8 protein-coding genes and 1 pseudogene are annotated in these 16,458 nt (G+C 61.3%); 6 read left to right on the top strand and 3 right to left on the bottom strand.

Features of this window, described 5'->3' with window-relative positions; genetic code table 11:
* Positions 1-106 precede the first annotated feature (106 nt).
* The 5 genes from ACEN93_RS04405 to ACEN93_RS04385 all read left to right on the top strand — a co-directional run bounded on the left by ACEN93_RS04405 (position 107) and on the right by ACEN93_RS04385 (position 2,645).
* Positions 107-415 (top strand): DUF5629 family protein, encoded by a 309-nt coding sequence (locus ACEN93_RS04405; protein ID WP_134333938.1) that lies wholly within the window; start codon positions 107-109, stop codon positions 413-415.
* Positions 412-1,587 carry a lactonase family protein gene (locus ACEN93_RS04400; protein WP_490840960.1) on the top strand — a complete coding sequence of 392 codons (1,176 nt, stop codon included), beginning with the start codon at positions 412-414 and terminating at the stop codon, positions 1,585-1,587. The genes ACEN93_RS04405 and ACEN93_RS04400 overlap by 4 nt, the downstream gene beginning before the upstream one ends.
* Before the next feature lie 156 nt (positions 1,588-1,743).
* Positions 1,744-1,923 carry a hypothetical protein gene (locus tag ACEN93_RS04395; RefSeq protein WP_007941320.1) on the top strand — a complete coding sequence of 60 codons (180 nt, stop codon included), beginning with the start codon at positions 1,744-1,746 and terminating at the stop codon, positions 1,921-1,923.
* A gap of 255 nt (positions 1,924-2,178) precedes the next feature.
* Positions 2,179-2,391 carry a hypothetical protein gene (locus tag ACEN93_RS04390; protein WP_064380404.1) on the top strand — a complete coding sequence of 71 codons (213 nt, stop codon included), beginning with the start codon at positions 2,179-2,181 and terminating at the stop codon, positions 2,389-2,391.
* The gene (locus tag ACEN93_RS04385; protein ID WP_495611117.1) at positions 2,388-2,645 is read left to right on the top strand and encodes a hypothetical protein; all 258 of its coding nucleotides are present in this window, start codon (positions 2,388-2,390) and stop codon (positions 2,643-2,645) included. Before ACEN93_RS04390 ends, ACEN93_RS04385 begins: the two co-directional genes overlap by 4 nt.
* Before the next feature lie 5 nt (positions 2,646-2,650).
* Here ACEN93_RS04385 and ACEN93_RS04380 read toward each other — a convergent pair whose 3' ends face one another.
* The 3 genes from ACEN93_RS04380 to ACEN93_RS04370 are packed head-to-tail and all read right to left on the bottom strand — an operon-like array spanning position 2,651 to position 8,114.
* Positions 2,651-3,235 carry a glutathione S-transferase gene (locus ACEN93_RS04380; protein ID WP_495611116.1) on the bottom strand — a complete coding sequence of 195 codons (585 nt, stop codon included), beginning with the start codon at positions 3,233-3,235 and terminating at the stop codon, positions 2,651-2,653.
* A complete protein-coding gene (locus ACEN93_RS04375; RefSeq protein ID WP_495611115.1) occupies positions 3,232-6,873 on the bottom strand; it encodes an AAA family ATPase in 3,642 nt (1,213 codons plus the stop codon). Before ACEN93_RS04375 ends, ACEN93_RS04380 begins: the two co-directional genes overlap by 4 nt.
* On the bottom strand, positions 6,870-8,114 hold the full coding sequence (locus ACEN93_RS04370) for an exonuclease SbcCD subunit D C-terminal domain-containing protein (protein WP_007959327.1): 1,245 nt from the start codon (positions 8,112-8,114) through the stop codon (positions 6,870-6,872). The genes ACEN93_RS04375 and ACEN93_RS04370 overlap by 4 nt, the downstream gene beginning before the upstream one ends.
* 414 nt (positions 8,115-8,528) lie before the next feature.
* On the opposite strand from ACEN93_RS04370, the pseudogene ACEN93_RS04365 reads away from it, so the two are divergent.
* Positions 8,529-15,440, top strand: a pseudogene (locus tag ACEN93_RS04365) (two-partner secretion domain-containing protein); the annotation flags it as partial.
* Between the last annotated feature and the right edge of the window lie 1,018 nt (positions 15,441-16,458).

The following is a 16,458-nucleotide window of genomic DNA, read 5'->3' as shown; positions in this document are numbered from 1 at the left end:
GAACGCGGAGCGTCCCTTGAGGCATTCCCACGCAGAGCGTGGGAACGATCAAGAGCAGGGGCTTTGAGCTATCATTGCCCCTTTCCCCCTGAAAGACATGATTGCCATGACTGCCGTAACCGACACCCTTCTCAACGCCCTCGAACACTGCGGTATGGTCGAAATCGACGGCCTGCACGCTTTCGAATTCGCCCTCGACGAAGACGACAACCTGCACATCGAATGCATCGATGGCCGGGCAGCCAAGCATTGGGAGTTCACCCCGGCGCAGGTGGCAGCGGCGACGTTTGATCAAGATTTGCAGAGTTGGCTGATCGTCGGTTTTGCCAGCGACACCAAAACCGTCGGCGAGCACCGTCTGGTGTGCCTCGGTGATGTACTGAGCAGTGCCGACGACGAGGACGAAACTGAATGAACATGCGTAAATTCTGGCCATTGCTGATAGCCGGCAGCGTCGGCGCGATGGGCCTTTCCAGCGCCTCGGCCGAGAGCTTCCAGTTTTTGGTGGGCTCCTACACCGCCGATACCAGCGAAGGCATTTACCGGATGAACTTCAACAGCGCCACCGGCCAGATCGACGCCAAGCCGCTGCAAGTGATCAAGAGTGAAAACCCGTCATGGCTGACCCTGTCGAAGGATCAGCGTCGGCTGTTTGTGGTCAACGAAAACGGCCCTGGGCAGAAAGACCCGGTCGGTCGCGTCAGCAGTTATTCCATCGATCCGAAGACCCACGCCCTGACCCTGATCAATCAGGTCCAGAGCCTGGGCAACGAGCCGACCCATTCCAGCCTCAGCGGCGACGCCAGCCATCTGTTCGTCAGCAACTATTCGGTGATGGAAGATCCGGGCGGCACCCTTGCGGTATTGCCGGTGGGCAGCGACGGCAAGCTCAAACCGGTGGTGCAGATGAGCGCGCACCCGGCGAGCCGGATCAATCTCGATCGTCAGGCCTCGAACCACGTGCACTCGACAGTTTCCTCGCCGGACGGTCGTTATGTGTTCTCCAACGATCTGGGCGCGGACAAGGTCTTTGTCTACCTGTTCGATCCCAAGGCCAATCCGGACTTGCCATTGACGCCGGCGATGACCGCTTCTGTGCCTTTGCCCGCCGGCAGCGGCCCGCGTCATTTGTTGTTCAGCGCCGACGGCAAACACGCCTGGCTGACCATGGAAATGAGCGCCCAGGTTGCGGTGTTCGATTACCACGACGGCGTGCTGACCCAGACGCAACTGGTCGATCTGGCGGCCGGTCAACCGACCTCCGACAAGGCCGCCGCCGCGCTGCACGCGTCCGCCGATGGCAAATTCCTCTACGTCAGCAACCGTGGCACGGCCAATCAGCTGCTGGTGTTCGCGATTGATCCGGCGTCCGGTCAGCTCAAAGAGTTGCAGCGACGTTCGGTGGAAGGCGATCACCCCCGTGAGTTCAGCCTCGACCCAAGCGGCAAATTCCTGCTGATCGCCAACCAGAAGAGCAACCAGATTGTCGTGGTCGAGCGCGACGGCAAGACCGGTCTGTTGGGCAAGACCGTGCAAAAACTGCCGATGGACGCCCCGAGCGATATCAAGTTTCTGGTGCGTCAATAAGCCGCAGGCCCCGTTCTACGGGGCCTGAAGCTTTGTATTAATCCTGCTGATAACAGGTAATGTTGCAAAGCATTTCAAGCGATCGACCCTCGAGCGTTAAGTTTGCTTCACGGCCCAACCGGGCAAGCAAGCCAACTGAACACGAGGGTTACCGCCATGAACTTCAATCTCTTCTCCGTAATTGCCGCTTCCGCCATCTCCGCCACCGTGGCTCTGCCAGCCAGTGCCAACGTTGAAATCAGCGACAAAAAATCCCACACCCAGAGCTACACCCAGAAATACCTGCAACAAAGCGCCAACTTCTACGCCGCGCTGGATCACAAAGCTCAACACTGAAATTTCCGTTACGCCCTGGAACTGCCCAAGGCTGCGATCCTTTGATCTTGTTTCTCAAAAAGCAAAATCAAAAGATCGCAGCCTTGGGCAGTTTTTTGCCTGCGCAACGACCGACGATAGCTATTTTCAAACGACGAGATAGATCGGCTAAATAATCAACGAAGCTGATGGTTACTATGGAAAACCCTGAGTGGATACTCCGGCTTTTTTGATCGATTCTGTGGACCTCGAAACATTGTCCACGGAGCACACATCATGGCCAGTTCAATCATCACTTCCGCCAAACGCGGCGCCTACGTGGCCATCGGTCTGTACCTGGTCATGGTGCTGTTTGTCAGTCTGGCGTCGCAGTCGCAACACAGCTTCGAAGCACCGATCGACGTCGCCCATCCCGGCATCCAGTTCGAACTTCGCTCGCAAAACGCGGCGGTCGGTTCAGCTGAACTCGCGGGAGTCGGCGGAGCATGAAAGGCTACAGACTTTGGGTCATTGCCGGACTGGCGTTCTTGACCAACGGCGCTTCCCTGTTGGGATTCGGCCAGGGCTCGGTCGGCGGGCTGGCCAGGGCCATAGAGGCCAACCACAACATCGCGCACAACATCGAACGGGCCAATGCGCTGGGGCTGCTGGCCTGCAATCCGCCAGCGAAAACCGCCAGCGGTTTTCTCGGCCCGTTCGAAGTGGATTGCTCGGCCATCGGCATGTGTGAAGTGTTGGCGTAACGCGCCTACTTTTTCATGATGCCGGTGAACAGTTCCGACTCCAGAAACCGCTGCAACCAGGCCTGCAACCGCACGTAAGGCGTCTGCGCAAACCAGTCTCGATCAACGTGAGCAAACTGGCGAACGAACGGCAACAGCGCGATATCGGCAAGGCTCGGATGCCCGGCCAGCAAGTAATCGCGACCCTCGAGCAACTCATCCAGTTTCTGCAAGAACAGAGCACCTTCCGCCCGATAAACCTCCATCGGCTGTTCCGGATAACGTTCGGCGTACTTGTAGCGATTCAAGTGCACCTTGAACACTTGATCGTTGGCCTCGATCAACTCGGCGATCCTTGAATCGCCACCCAGCAACCAGTCATCCGGATCATGCTGCGCCAGCGCCCAGTGCATGATCTCCAGGCTCTCGTCGATCACCTGACCGTCCGCATCCAGCACCGGCACCGTGCCCTTGGGCGAGATCGCCAGCATCTGGGCCGGTTTGGCCTTGAGGCTGACTTCGACGATCTCCACCGGCACGCCCGAATAACGCAGGGCCATCCGTGCCCGCATCGCGTACGGGCAGCGGCGGAAGGAATACAGCGTGTTCATTTCACCTCCAGCGTGCTCAAACCGTTGCCTTGTCGCTGCACCTGAATCTGTACCGGAATCCGTTCGTGCATTTCCTGTACGTGGGAAATCACCGCAACCTTGCGCCCTTGAGCCTGCAAGCCGTCGAGGGCGTCCATGGCCAGTTGCAGGGATTCCGGATCGAGACTGCCGAAGCCTTCGTCGATGAACAGCGATTCGATCTTCAACGTGCTCGACGCCATCGAGGCCAGGCCCAGGGCAAGGGCCAGCGACACCAGAAACGTTTCGCCGCCGGACAGCGAATGCACCGAGCGCAGTTCGTCGCCCATCTCCGTGTCCATCACCAGCAGGCCGAGCATGCTGCCGCCGCGCTTGAGGCGGTAGCGCTTGACCAGTTGCCGCAGCTGCACGTTGGCGTGATGCACCAGCAGGTCGAGGTTGTAGGCCTGGGCGATCTTGCGGAAGGTGTCGCCAGTGGCCGAGCCGATCAGCGCATTGAGCCGCGCCCAGCGCTGATATTCGGCATAGGCATCGGCGATCTGCTGCGCGAGCGCTTGATTGGCGTTCTGGCGGCGCTGGTCTTCGGCCTGCTCGGCGCGCAGTTCGGCGCATTGCTGTTCGCTGGCCGTGCACTGGTTTTGCAGGTCGGCGAGGGCGCTGGCGAGTTGTTCGGCGTCCAGGTTGCCGTTGTGTTGGCCCTGATGTTCGAGCAGACGCTGATCGCGTTCCTGCACCAACACCTTGGCCTGTTCAACGGCTTTTTCGTTGCGCTGCAAGCGCTGGCGCAGCTCATCAACTTGCGCGTCATCAATCCGCAGCAGGTCTTCGAGGCCGCCGTCATCCAGCTCCGGATGACGGGCGCGCCAGTCGGCGATCTTGCCGGCCAGATCGCGGTCTTCGGTTTCCAGCGCTTGCAGACGCTCTTGCTGCGCCTTGAGTTCGGCGGCGATTTGCACGAGCTGCGTACGCGCGTCCTGCAGCGCCTGAGTCGTGGTGGATTCGGCGTTGCGTGCCTGTTCCACGGCCTGTTCCAGTTGCTGCTGCCAATGCTCGGCGCAGGTGTGATCGCCCAGCAATTGCGCAAGCTTCTCTTGGCTGGTCTGTTGTTGCCCGGTCAGCGTGTTGAGTTGCTGTTCAGCGTTTTGCAGCTGCTGCACACGGCCCTGTTGGCGGTCCTGTTCTTTCTCGAGCGTCTGCTGGCGTTGTTGCTGTTCGGCCAGTTCTTCCTTCTGCTGATCGACTTGCGCCAGACGTTCGGCGATCTGCCGGTCAAGCTGCATGAAGGTCGCCGCCGGTTCGGCGCGCACGGCTTCGAGGGTGTCGCTCGGCAGCAGTGTGGCGAAGGCCGCCAGTTCTTCGTCCAGGCGCTGGCGGTCAGCGCCCAGCTCGCGTTGCTGATTGCTCAGGTGTTGGGCCGCTTGCTGGTGCGCCGTCTCGGCCTGACGCAATTGCTGGGTCAGGCGCGCCGCCTCCTGTTGCAGCGTGAGCAGGGCGGTCTGGCGCTGTTCGTCCTGGGTGATGCTCTGGTTCAGCTGTTCATTCTGGCGAGTCAGCCACGCAGCGCGTTTGTCACTGTCCTGATTCAGCAAGGACGCCGCCAGCGGATGCGCCTCGATGCTTGGCGTCAGCGTCTGCTGCTGAGCCGCCAGTTGCTCCTGCTGTTGCAGCAACTCTTTCTGTTGGGCAATCACGCCACCGACACTGGCACGCAGCTCGGTGAGTTTTTCCTTCAGTTGATCGACTGCTTGCTGCGCGCTGGCCTGCTCGCTTTCATCGTGACGGCCGAGGCTTTGCAGCAGGGCTTCCGGCTGGTGGTACGGATGCTCGTTGCTGCCGCAGACCGGGCACGGCTGGTCGTCCTGCAACTGCGCGCGCAGCTCTTCGACACTGGCACTGCGGGCCAGACGCTGACGCTCGAGCAGTTCACGGGTGACGTTGAGGGTCTGTTCGGCGACGGTCAGCTCGGACTTGGTCTTCACCCCGTCCTGGGTCAGGCGCTCGCGTTCCTGTTGCGCATCGAGCTGACGCTGTTGCAGCTCGGCACTGCGTTTGTCCAGCTCCTGCTGACTGGCCCACAGGCGCGTCAGGTCCTCGACGGCGCGCAATTGCTTGCGGTTGTCCTGCAACAGAGTGCCGAGGATGCCGATCTGCTCGGCGACGGCGTCCGGCTCGGCGCCGGCTTCCTTGAACAGCACTTCCAGCTGTTGCTTCTGCGTGGCGAGCGCTTCGCTGGCGCGGGCGGCGTTTTCTTCGAGGGAGGCGAGTTCGCTTTGGCCCTTGTTCAACCGATTGCCGATCAGCATCAGTTGCTGCAAGCGGTCGCGGTAGGCATTCCACGCTTCGCTCAACGGTGCCAAGTGAGCGCTTTGCTCAAGATCGGCGGCAATGCGCTGCAAGCGTTCGGCGACCTGTTTTTGCTGATCGAGCAGGGTCTGGATCGCGCTCTGGCCCTGGGCACAGGCTTGCTCAGCGGCTTGCTTCGCTTCGGTGCCGGACGCAACGTCCTTGGCGAGGCGGGCGAGGGTGCTCTGCTCCTCGAAGGCCTGACGCAACAGCGGCGCGCTTTCGCTCAGTTGCGTTTGCGCCTGGGTCAGGGCGATCTGCGCTGCGGCGAGATCCTGTTCCAGTCGTGTCTGGCGCTCGGTCAGCTCGCCATGTTGCCGGGTGTGCGCGTGGATCTGTGCGGCCAGCGGCGTCAGCTGTGCATCGAGTTCGGTCTTGCGGGCGAACTGGTGCCGTTGCGGGGCAAGTTGTTCCAGGCGGGTGAGCTTCAGGCGCTCGCCGGCCAGCGACTCTCGCTCGTGCTCGGCGCTGCGCAGTTGCTCGGCAGCGGCTTGTTGCGAGTCTTGCAGCCGCAGCAGCTCCTTGAGCCAGTCGTGCTGTTGCTCGATCTGCTTGAGCTGCGCCTGCTGCAACTTCAGTTGTTGCTGGGCGGCATTGAAGCGCTCGTCCAGTTCCGCGCGGGCCTCGGGGGCCAGCGGAGTTACGCCGGTGGCCTGATCCTGCAACTGCTTGTGGGCTTCGCGGGCCTCTTTGGTCTTGTCGAACGCGCGGCGGCCGAGGCGGGTGTAGAGCGCGGTGTCGGTGAGCTTTTCCAGCAGTTCGCTGCGGTCGTTGTCATCGGCCTTGAGAAACGCACTGAATTCGCTCTGGGCCAGCAGCACGGCGCGGGTGAACTGTTCGAAGTTCAGGCCCAGCGCGGCCTCGAGCTGAGTCTTGTACTCGCCTTTCTGGCTGGCGAGCAGTTGATCCTGATCGATGTCGCGCAGGCTCTGACGGCTCGCCTGCAACTTGCCGCCGGCCTTTTCCCGGGCGCGGTTGGCTTCCCAGCGCGCGCGATACCTGCGGCCATCGACGCCGACAAAATCCACTTCGGCAAAGCCTTCACCGGTGCCGCGACGCAGCAGGGTGCGCGGGTCGCCGGTGGCGATTTCGCCGTCGGCGTCCGGCACCTTGGCGTCACGGCTAGTGTTGTTCAAGCGCGGCACAGAGCCAAACAACGCCAGGCACAGCGCATCGAGCAAAGTACTTTTACCGGCGCCGGTCGGGCCGGTGATGGCGAACAGGCCAGCGCTGGCCAGCGGTTCGGCGGTAAAGTCGATCTCGAACGGGCCGGCCAGCGACGCGAGGTTCTTCAAACGAATGGCGAGAATCTTCATGGCTGCTCGCCCTCCATCTGTACGTCTTGCAGCAGTTCGGCGAAGTCCTTGAGGGTTTGCTCGTCGACTTCGCTGCCGTAGTTGTCGAGCCAGGCGCGGCTGAACAATTCCTGCGGCGTGAGCTGGTCCAGTTCAATCAGCGCGCTGCCGTCCTCGGCACCATCAGCGCCACGGTTGCCGGCGTATTCGGCGGCGATCCGCACCAGTCGCACAGCCTTGCCTTGCAGGGCGCTTTCGACCTGATGGCGCAAGTCTGGTTGTGGCTCGTCGAGGCGCACCCGCACTTCCAGCCAAGGCTGGCGCTGGGTTTCGGCCAGCAGGTCGATGTTCGGCAGGTCCGCCAGTTGCAGCAGGATTTCCGCCAGCGGTGCAGGACCGAGGCGTTGCAGATTGACGGAGCGGGGGATCAGCATTGGCTCGACGCTGACCAGGGTTTCGCCGTCCAGAACGACGTCGAGCACCTGGTGCTGATAACTGATTTCCGAAAACGACAACGGGATCGGCGAGCCGCTGTAGCGAATCCGCTCTTCGCCGTTGACCTTCTGCGGCTTGTGCAAGTGGCCGAGCGCGACATAACTGATGCTCGGCCCGAACAGGCTGGCGGGCAGCGCTTCGGCGTTGCCGATGATCAGGCTGCGTTCGGAGTCTTCCGACACCGAGCCGCCGGCCATGTGCGCATGGCTGATGGCGACCAGCGCCTGGCCCGGTTGGCGTTTGGCATTGGCCGCTTCGATCAGCCATTCATGCACTTGGCCGATGCCGCGCAAATAGTTGTCGCCCAGATGCGCGCCGGTGACCTCGGCAGGCCGAAGGAACGGCAGCGCCAGGCACCACGCGGCGATCTCGCCGGACGCATTCGGCAACGGCAACAGCAGACGTTCTGCATCCAGTTGTCCGTCATCCAGCCACAGTACCCGACCCAACGCATGGGTGCGCAAACGCCGCATCAACGGCGCGGGCAGCTCGATCCGCGAACCGGAATCGTGGTTGCCGGCGATCATCACGATGGTCAGCAACGGTTGCTGTTCGTGGGCGCTGACGATGAAATCGTAGAGGCGTTCCTGGGCTTTGACCGGCGGATTGACCGTGTCGAAGATGTCGCCGGCGATCAGCAGCACGTCCGGCTGCGCCAACTTCAATTGGCGCAGCAGCCACTCGAGAAAACAGGCGTGCTCGAAATCGCGCTCCTGGCCGTGCAGGTTCTGCCCAAGGTGCCAGTCGGAGGTGTGAAACAGACGCAAGGCTGACTCCGCAATATAAAGAGGTGATGGCCGCCGGGATGAGAGGGCGGCGAAAGAGGGGAGAGTTTACAGATTATTGCGCCGGGAGGGCTGACCGAGGCCGGGACGACGGTCTTATTGACGCTCAGCTTGGCCATGACCGTTCATCGGCAACGCACCGCTGTCGCATTCAATAATTGACGTCAAAATAGTGGCCATCTAATATCGCGCCACTAATTTGATATCAGTGTGCCGCTACGAGGGAACGAACAGGCGTTCATGGCTTTTGCCGTGATCGACTGGGCGACGCTGGATTGCCTTGCGCAACTTTCTCCCTATCCCACTTCGCTCTGACTGGCGCTGACCGTGCGCCCGTCGGGATCGTCGCGCCTGCCTTCAAATCGCCCATCCTGCCTGTTGCATTGAGACCTTTACATGGACGTTCGTCAGTTCGCCTTTCTCGCTCGCCTGCCATCTGCCGCCGTAAAAAGCCGTGATCAGTTCTGCGGTATGCCCAAGCGCGGACTGGCGTTTTTGCTGGCCAACGTCATGTTCTGGCAGCCGATGTGGGCCCAGGCCGACGGCATTGTGGTGGCCAACCCAGGCACTACCCTCGACCGCGCCGGCAACGGCGTGCAGATCATCAACATCGCCACACCCAACGGCAGCGGTCTGTCGCACAACCAGTTCCATGACTACAACGTCGGCGCGCAGGGCGTCATTCTCAACAACGGCTCCAACCAGGCTTCGTCCACTCAACTGGGCGGGTACATTGTTGACAACCCGCACCTGAAAAACAGTGGTTCGGCACAGGCGATCCTCAACGAAGTCATCGGTGGCAGCCCGAGCCAGTTGCGCGGCTACACCGAAGTGGCGGGGCAGTCGGCGCGAGTGATCGTCGCCAACCCGTACGGCATCAGTTGCAACGGTTGCGGTTTCATCAACACGCCCCGCGTCACCCTCACCACCGGCAAACCGGTGCTGGATGGCAGCGGTCGCCTGGACCGTTTCCAGGTCGATCAGGGCAGCGTCGCGATCGAAGGCGCCGGGCTTAACGCAACCAATGTCGACCGCTTCGAAATCATCACCCGCAGCGCAAAGATCAACGCCGAGATTCAGGCGAAAAACCTGACCATCGTTGCCGGGCGCAACGACGTCAACGCCGACAACCTCAATGCTACGGCCCGCGCCGACGACGGTAGCACCAAGCCGCAACTGGCCATCGACTCTTCGGCGCTGGGCGGCATGTACGCCGGGGCGATCAAACTGGTCGGCACCGAGGCCGGGGTCGGGGTGAAGCTCGACGGCAAACTGATCGCCAGCGGCGGCGACATCCAGCTCGACGCCAACGGCCAGTTGAGCCTGGCCGAAACCTCGGCCACCGGCGCGGTCAACGTCAAGGCCGCCGGCCTGGAGACCCGGTCTGCGGTGTACGCCGGCACCTCGCTGAATGTGCAGACCCAGGGCGACCTGACCAACCTGCAGACGCTTGCGGCGCGGGACAGCATCAGCCTCAGTGCGGGCGGTCAGTTGACCAACGCCGGGGCGATCGAAGCCGGGGTCAATGCTGACGGTGGTCGTAATGCCAATGGGGATCTGAGCCTGAGTGCGCAAAACATCGACAACCGTGGCAAGAGCCTGGTGGCCAGCCGCAATCTGGCGGTGAATGCCGCACAGGTGCTGAGCAACCAGGGCGGCACGCTGAGCGCTGCGCAGATCGCAAGCATCGTTGCGGGCACGCTGGACAACCAGAATGACGGACGTGTGCTGAGTAAAGGCGCGCTCAACGTGACCGCCAATCAAGTGCTCAACAGCCAGGGTTTGATCGACGCAAAGGGTAGCCTGACGGCCACGATCGGTCAGTTGAACAACAGCAATGGCCAGGTTTCGAGTTCCGGTATCACTCGACTCAACGGGACGTCGGTCAACAACTTCGGCGGCCAGATTCTGGGTGATTTGGGGCTCAACATTGATCTCAGTGCGGCGCTGGACAATCGCGACGGCGTGCTCGGTTCCGGCGTTGCTCTCGATCTCAAGGCCGGCAGTCTCGATAACCGTGACGCCGGGGTCGTGGTCAGCGATGGCGGTCTTGTGGTGCGGGTCAGCGGTCTGCTCGACAACCGCAACAAAGGCGAAATCACTGCCAGGGGCGCCATTGACGCGCAGGCCGGTCATCTCGACAACCGTGACGGCAAGGTCATCGGCAAAGGCACGCTGGCCTTGCGCAGTGATTCGGCAGACAACCGTGGCGGCGCGCTGCAAGGCGACGGGCAACTGACGCTGAACGTCGATCGACTGGATAACCGCGACAACGGTCTGATCATCGGCAAGGCTGGCGTTACATACGCGGGCACGCGACTGGACAACAGCAATGGTCTGGTCAGCGCTGTTGGCCCTGTCGGTATCAAGGCCGGCGAGGTGCAGAACGCCAAAGGGCGGATCTCCAGCCAGGGCGACTTGACCGCGACCATCGGCCTGCTGCAACAGCAGGGCGGCGCACTGGTCGCACAGGGCAATCTGAGCCTGACCGGCACCACACTCGACAACCGAAACGGCGGGCTGATCGGCACCAAAAAAGCGCTGACTCTCGCGGTCGATGACATCGATAACCGAGCGGGCGAGCTATCTGGCAGCCTGTTGCTCAACATCAAGGGCCAGCGTCTGGACAACAGCGACGGCGGCAAAATTCTCGCCGCCAGCGATCTGGAACTGGCGGTTACCCGGTTGATCAACCAGAACAAAGGCATGATCGTCGCCAGTGGCGCGACGAAACTGACCGGCAGCACGCTGGATAACACCGGTGGCTCGTTCGATAGCTTGAAGGGCCTGGTCATCACACTGGACGATGCACTGCTCAACGGCCAGGGGCTCATCAGCAGCGAAGGCACGTTGACCATCAATGCCGGCCGTGTCGATAACAATGCCGGCAACCTGACCAGCGCCGGCGCCCTGGCGTTGACCAGTCTTGGCACGCTGCTCAATCAGGGTGGCTCCATCAGCACCGACAGCACTCTGAAACTCAAGAGCGCCAGTCTCGACAATAGCCAGAAAGGTCTGATCTCCGGCAAGGACAACAGCCGGATTGACAGCGACGATGTCGACAACAGCCAGGGCGGGCGCCTGATCAGTGGTGGAACGCTGGACTTCACGGCGGGGCAGGTCAACAACGCTGCAGGCCGCATCGCCAGTCAGCAAGCCATGACCATGTCGGTCACCGGCCTCGATCAGCAGGGCGGTGAACTGTTCAGCAAGACCAGCCTGAGTCTTGATTTGAACAACGGCCAGTTGAACAACCAGAACGGTTTGATCAATGCGCCCGGCGAATTGCTGCTCAAGCAACTCAGTGGCGTGAACAACCAGGGCGGTGAAATCTCCAGCCAGCAAGCTTTCGCACTGACCGCCCATGACCTGGACAACAGCAACGGCAAACTGCTGAGCCAGCAGGGTCTGACCGTGCGTATTGCGCAGGCGCTGAACAACGCCAAAGGCGTTATTTCCGGTGCATCGCTGGACAGTCACAGCGCCAGCCTCGACAACAATGAAGGCTTGATCAGCAGCCGTGGCCCGCTGACGCTGACGACCGACGACACCTTGGATAACCGACTCGGCACTGTGATCGCTGACGGCAAACTCGACCTGACCGCACAGACGCTGGACAACCGTGGCGGCAGCATCGCCGGCAAGTCGGATGCCACCGTGCAGGCGAAAAAGCTCGATAACCAGGACGGCCAGTTGATCGCCACCGGCGTCCTCAAACTCGATGCCGACCTGCTCGACAACCGTCAGGGCGGACTGCTCGGCTCGACCAAGGCGATGACCTTGAACGTCGACGACGTGGATAACCGCGGCGGTGAAATCAGCACCAACAGCGACCTGCAGGTGATTGGCAAAAAACTCGACAACAGTGACGCCGGCAAGATCTTCACCGGTCAGTCGTTGACGCTGACCGTTGAGCAACTGATCAACCGCAACAAGGGCCTGATCAGTGCCAACACTTCGCTCGACCTGCACGGCGATTCACTGGACAACAGTGGTGGCGAGCTGCTCAGTCAGCAGACCATGGCTCTGACGCTGGGCGGTGCGTTCGACAACAGCCAGGGCAAGGTCAGCAGCGAAAGCATGCTGACGGTCAAAACCTCGCAACTGACCAACATCAAGGGCAGCCTTTCCAGCGCTGCGGACCTGACAATCGAGAGTCGCGGCAGCGTTGATAACCAGGGCGGTGCGGTGGTCACCGATGGGGCGCTGGTGCTCGACAGCACCGGCCTCGACAACCGTCAGGCAGGCACACTCAGCGCCAAGGGCGCGGCCAGCGTCACCACAGGCGACTTCGACAACAGCACCGGCAAGCTCAGCAGTGCCGATACCCTGAACCTCGTCGCGGGGAAGGTCACCAACCGCGATGGCGGGCAGATTGGCAGCCAGAGCGCTTTGACGGCGTCGTTCACCGGGCTAGAGCAACAGGGCGGCAAGCTGTTCAGCAACACTCGCCTGAGCCTGGACATGAACAATGGCCAGCTTAATAACCAGAATGGCTTGATCAATGCACCCGGTACGTTGCTGCTCAAGCAGCTCAATGGCGTGAACAACCAGGGCGGAGAAATTTCCAGCGGTGAAGCCTTTACCGTGGCGGCGCAAAATCTGGACAACGGCAATGGCAAATTGCTGAGCACCCAGAGCCTGACGCTGCGAATCGCCCAGGCACTGGACAACGTCAAAGGCATGATCGGTGCAGCATCGATCGATGCCCGGGCCGGCAGTCTTAACAACAGCGGCGGCAGCCTGATCAGCCGTGCCGACCTTGACCTGACCGCAGACGGTTTGCTGCGCAATGACAACGACGGTCTGATCAGCGCAGCGCAAGCGTTGCGCATTGGCAGCGCCGACCTGAACAACCAGGGCGGTGTTTTGCAGGGCATCGGCAGCGTCACGCTCAATGCCATGGCCCTGAACAACCGCGACAAAGGCTTGATCAACAGCCAGGGCAGTCTGTCGCTGATGGCGACAGCGCTGGACTCCAGCAATGGCGGTGAAGTCTCTGCTGGCGGTGACATCGACCTGACCTTGACCTCCCTGACGCAGAACGGCGGGCGTCTGCTGGGCGACAAATCCGTCACCGTGGACCTTGCCAATGGTGACCTCGACAACACCAATGGTTTGTTGACGGCCAAGGGACCGCTGACCCTCAAGCGCTTGCGCGACCTGAACAACCAGAGCGGTGAAATCTCCAGCAGCCTGGGTTTCGACGTCGTTGCCCGGGCGTTGAACAACAATGCCGGCAAGATCATCAGCGGCGAGAAACTGAAGCTCAGCGGTACGACCCTGACCAACCAGAACGGCTTGCTCTCGGGCTGGCAGCAGTTGAGCGTCAGTGGCGACAGTCTGGACAACCGCGCCAACGGCACGCTCTCAAGCCGCAACGGCGATGTGTCGGTCGATCTCAAGGGTGCTCTGCTCAACAGCGGTAACGGCGCTCTGGTTTCGCAAGGCAATCTGACCGTCAATGCCGCCAGTCTCGACAACAGCGACAAAGGCATCCTTAGCAGTGCGGCAGGGCAGACCCTCACGCTCAAAGGCGCACTCAACAACAATCAGGGCGGTCTGATCGACAGTGGCGCCGCACTCGACATCACCAGCACTGCACTGACCAACGCAGGCGGTTCTATCAACGCGCTCCAGGCGCTCACTGCCAACGCTTCGAGCCTGGATAACAACGGGGGCAAATTCGCGGCCAACGGCGCGATCACCCTGAACCTGGCGGGGCAGTTGAACAACAACGCCGGCAAACTGGCGGGCACCGGTCCGGTCGTGATCAAAGGCGTCAGCGATCTGAGCAACCGCAACGGCCAACTCGCCAGCCAAGGCTCACTGCAACTGCTGACCGGCTCGCTCGACAACGGCAGCAAAGGCACCATTGCGGCCAAGGATGACTTGCAGATCACCGCCAGCGGCGCCGTGCGCAACGATGCCGACGGCTTGATCTACAGCCAGACCGGCAGCCTGCAACTCAAGGCGGCAAGCCTGGCCAACGGCAAAGGTTCGATCCAGAGCCAGACCGGCCTGACGCTCGACGTTACTGGCGATCTCGATAACCAGAGCGGAAAAATCATCGCTCAGGAAGGCGACGTGACGGTCGGTGCGGCCAGCATCGATAACCGCGGCGGGATTCTGTCCAGCATCAAGGGCGCGCTTGAGGCGCGTACCGTCGGTGTCCTGCGCAACGGCTTCGACCTGAACAACAATCGCCAGGGCGGCGTCATTCAGGCTCAGGGCCTGAAACTGTCGGCACTGGCCGGTCTGGACAACAATGGCGGGCGCATCTCGGCGCAAGCCACCGACGCGAATATCACCACCGCTGCATTCGATAACCGCAATGGCGTGATCTACGCCAAAGGGCTGGTTGGCGTAAGCGGTTCGAGTCTGGACAACGGTGCCGGGCAGATCGCCGCCGAGCGCATCGATTTTGGCTTGAGTGGTGCGCTGAACAACGGCGCGGGTGTCATTGAAAGCAACACCCGACTGACCGTCAAAGCGGCCAGTGTCAATAACCAGAATGGCCGACTGCGTTCGCTGGGCACCTCTGGCAAGACCGAGTTCCAGATCGGTGGCCTGCTGGACAACCGCAATGGCGTGCTGGAAACCGCGAACACCGACATGACCCTGGCCGTCGGCAGCTTCCTCAACGGTGGCGGGCAGCTCAACCACGTCGGCCGTGGCCGATTCGATCTCTCCACGGCCAACGTGATCGGCGCCGGCGGCAGCATTACCACCGGTGGCCTGCTGGACCTGACGGCCGACACCTGGAACAACTCCAGCGTGATTCAGGCCGGGCGATTGAACGTGAATGTCCGCCAGTTCAGCCAGAGCGCCAGCGGCAAGCTGCTGGCCTCCGATCTTCTGCAGATACGTGGGGGCAACTGGACCAACGACGGTCTGCTCGCCAGTGATGGCCTGATCGACATGCAACTGACCGGTGCCTATGGCGGCAATGGGCGGATGTCGAGTCAGCGCGGGATCAATTTCAGCGCAGCCCAGCTGAGTGTCGGTGCGGCCGGCAGCATCGCCGCCGGCACAACCTCGACGATCAACGTGGGCGCGGCACTCGTCAACTCCGGGCGCATCACCTCCAGTGAAGACCTGACCGTGAATGCCGGCAGCGTTGTCAACTACGGCACTTTGGGCGCAGCGCAGAACCTGACTATCAACACGCCGTCATTGCTCAATGATCGTGGCCTGATTTTCAGCGGCAACGACATGACGCTCATTGTTGGTAATCTGACCAACCAGAATGGCGACTTCTATGGCTTGGGCAACGTGACCATCAAGGGTTATGGCACTGCGCAGGCCAGTCAGGTCTCAAACCTTTCGGGATCGATGGAGAGTGGCAAGACCTTCAAGATCGACGCGGCGAACTTCGCCAACCGCACTTCCGGCGATGACGGCACCCAGAGCTTTGCCCTGAATCGCAAGCTGGTTACCGGTTTCATTGGCGTTCAGTGTGGTGATTGCTCGGGTGGTACCTATGACGTCAATCTGATTGCCCATGAAGTCTTCGAGGGCGGGCAGGACAACGACACCACGGCGTCTTCCTTGCTGACAGCTGGTGGTGATTTCATCTTCAACGGTGGTGAGTTCCTCAATAGCAAAAGTACGCTCAGCGCGTCGGGCAACATCACCATCAATGCCAACAACATGAGGAACGTCGGCGCGGTCAGCGGCAGCATCGAGCGGACCCGCATCTACCGTACTGGCGCCATCGACTCGGGGTCGTTCAATACCTTCATGCCTGAGGTGGTGGCATACAACCAGCGCAACAACCCTGATTTCCCTAACGTTTACTACATCGATGGCACCGGGAATTTTGCCCAGGGTGTCGTGACGTCCACCACCGGTCGGGAACCCGGTCATGACGGCGGTACAACCTACGTCATCACGATCAAGGACTCGGTGACGAACAAGTCGGTCGGCGACCTCACCCTGTCCGGCTATCGGTGGGGCAATACCAGCCTGCAGTCTCAGTACGACCCCAATAACCTTGTACAGATGCCGACCCGGCTGGACGGTTTCACGCTGACATCCGACAAGGAAGTGGCCCGAGACGGCACCAGCCCCACAGCAGGTCGCAATGCGGTCATCCAGGCTGGCGGCAACGTATCGATCACCGCCGCAAAAGACCTGCAAAACAGTGTGATCCATCAGGATTACGGTTCAACCGGGGGCACCAACAAGGTGGGTAACACCAATGTTGGCAACTCGGGTACCACCGTCATCCGGATCAACAGCCAACTGCCGCCCGATGTCGCGCAGCAACAGGTCAATCCGCTCAGCCTGCCGGGCTTCTCCCTGCCAACCGGGGAAAACGGTT

The organism is Pseudomonas sp. Pseusp21, from assembly GCF_059492145.1.
The sequence above is the reverse complement of the archived record's forward strand: the minus strand, read 5'-3'. Positions and strand labels throughout refer to the sequence as shown.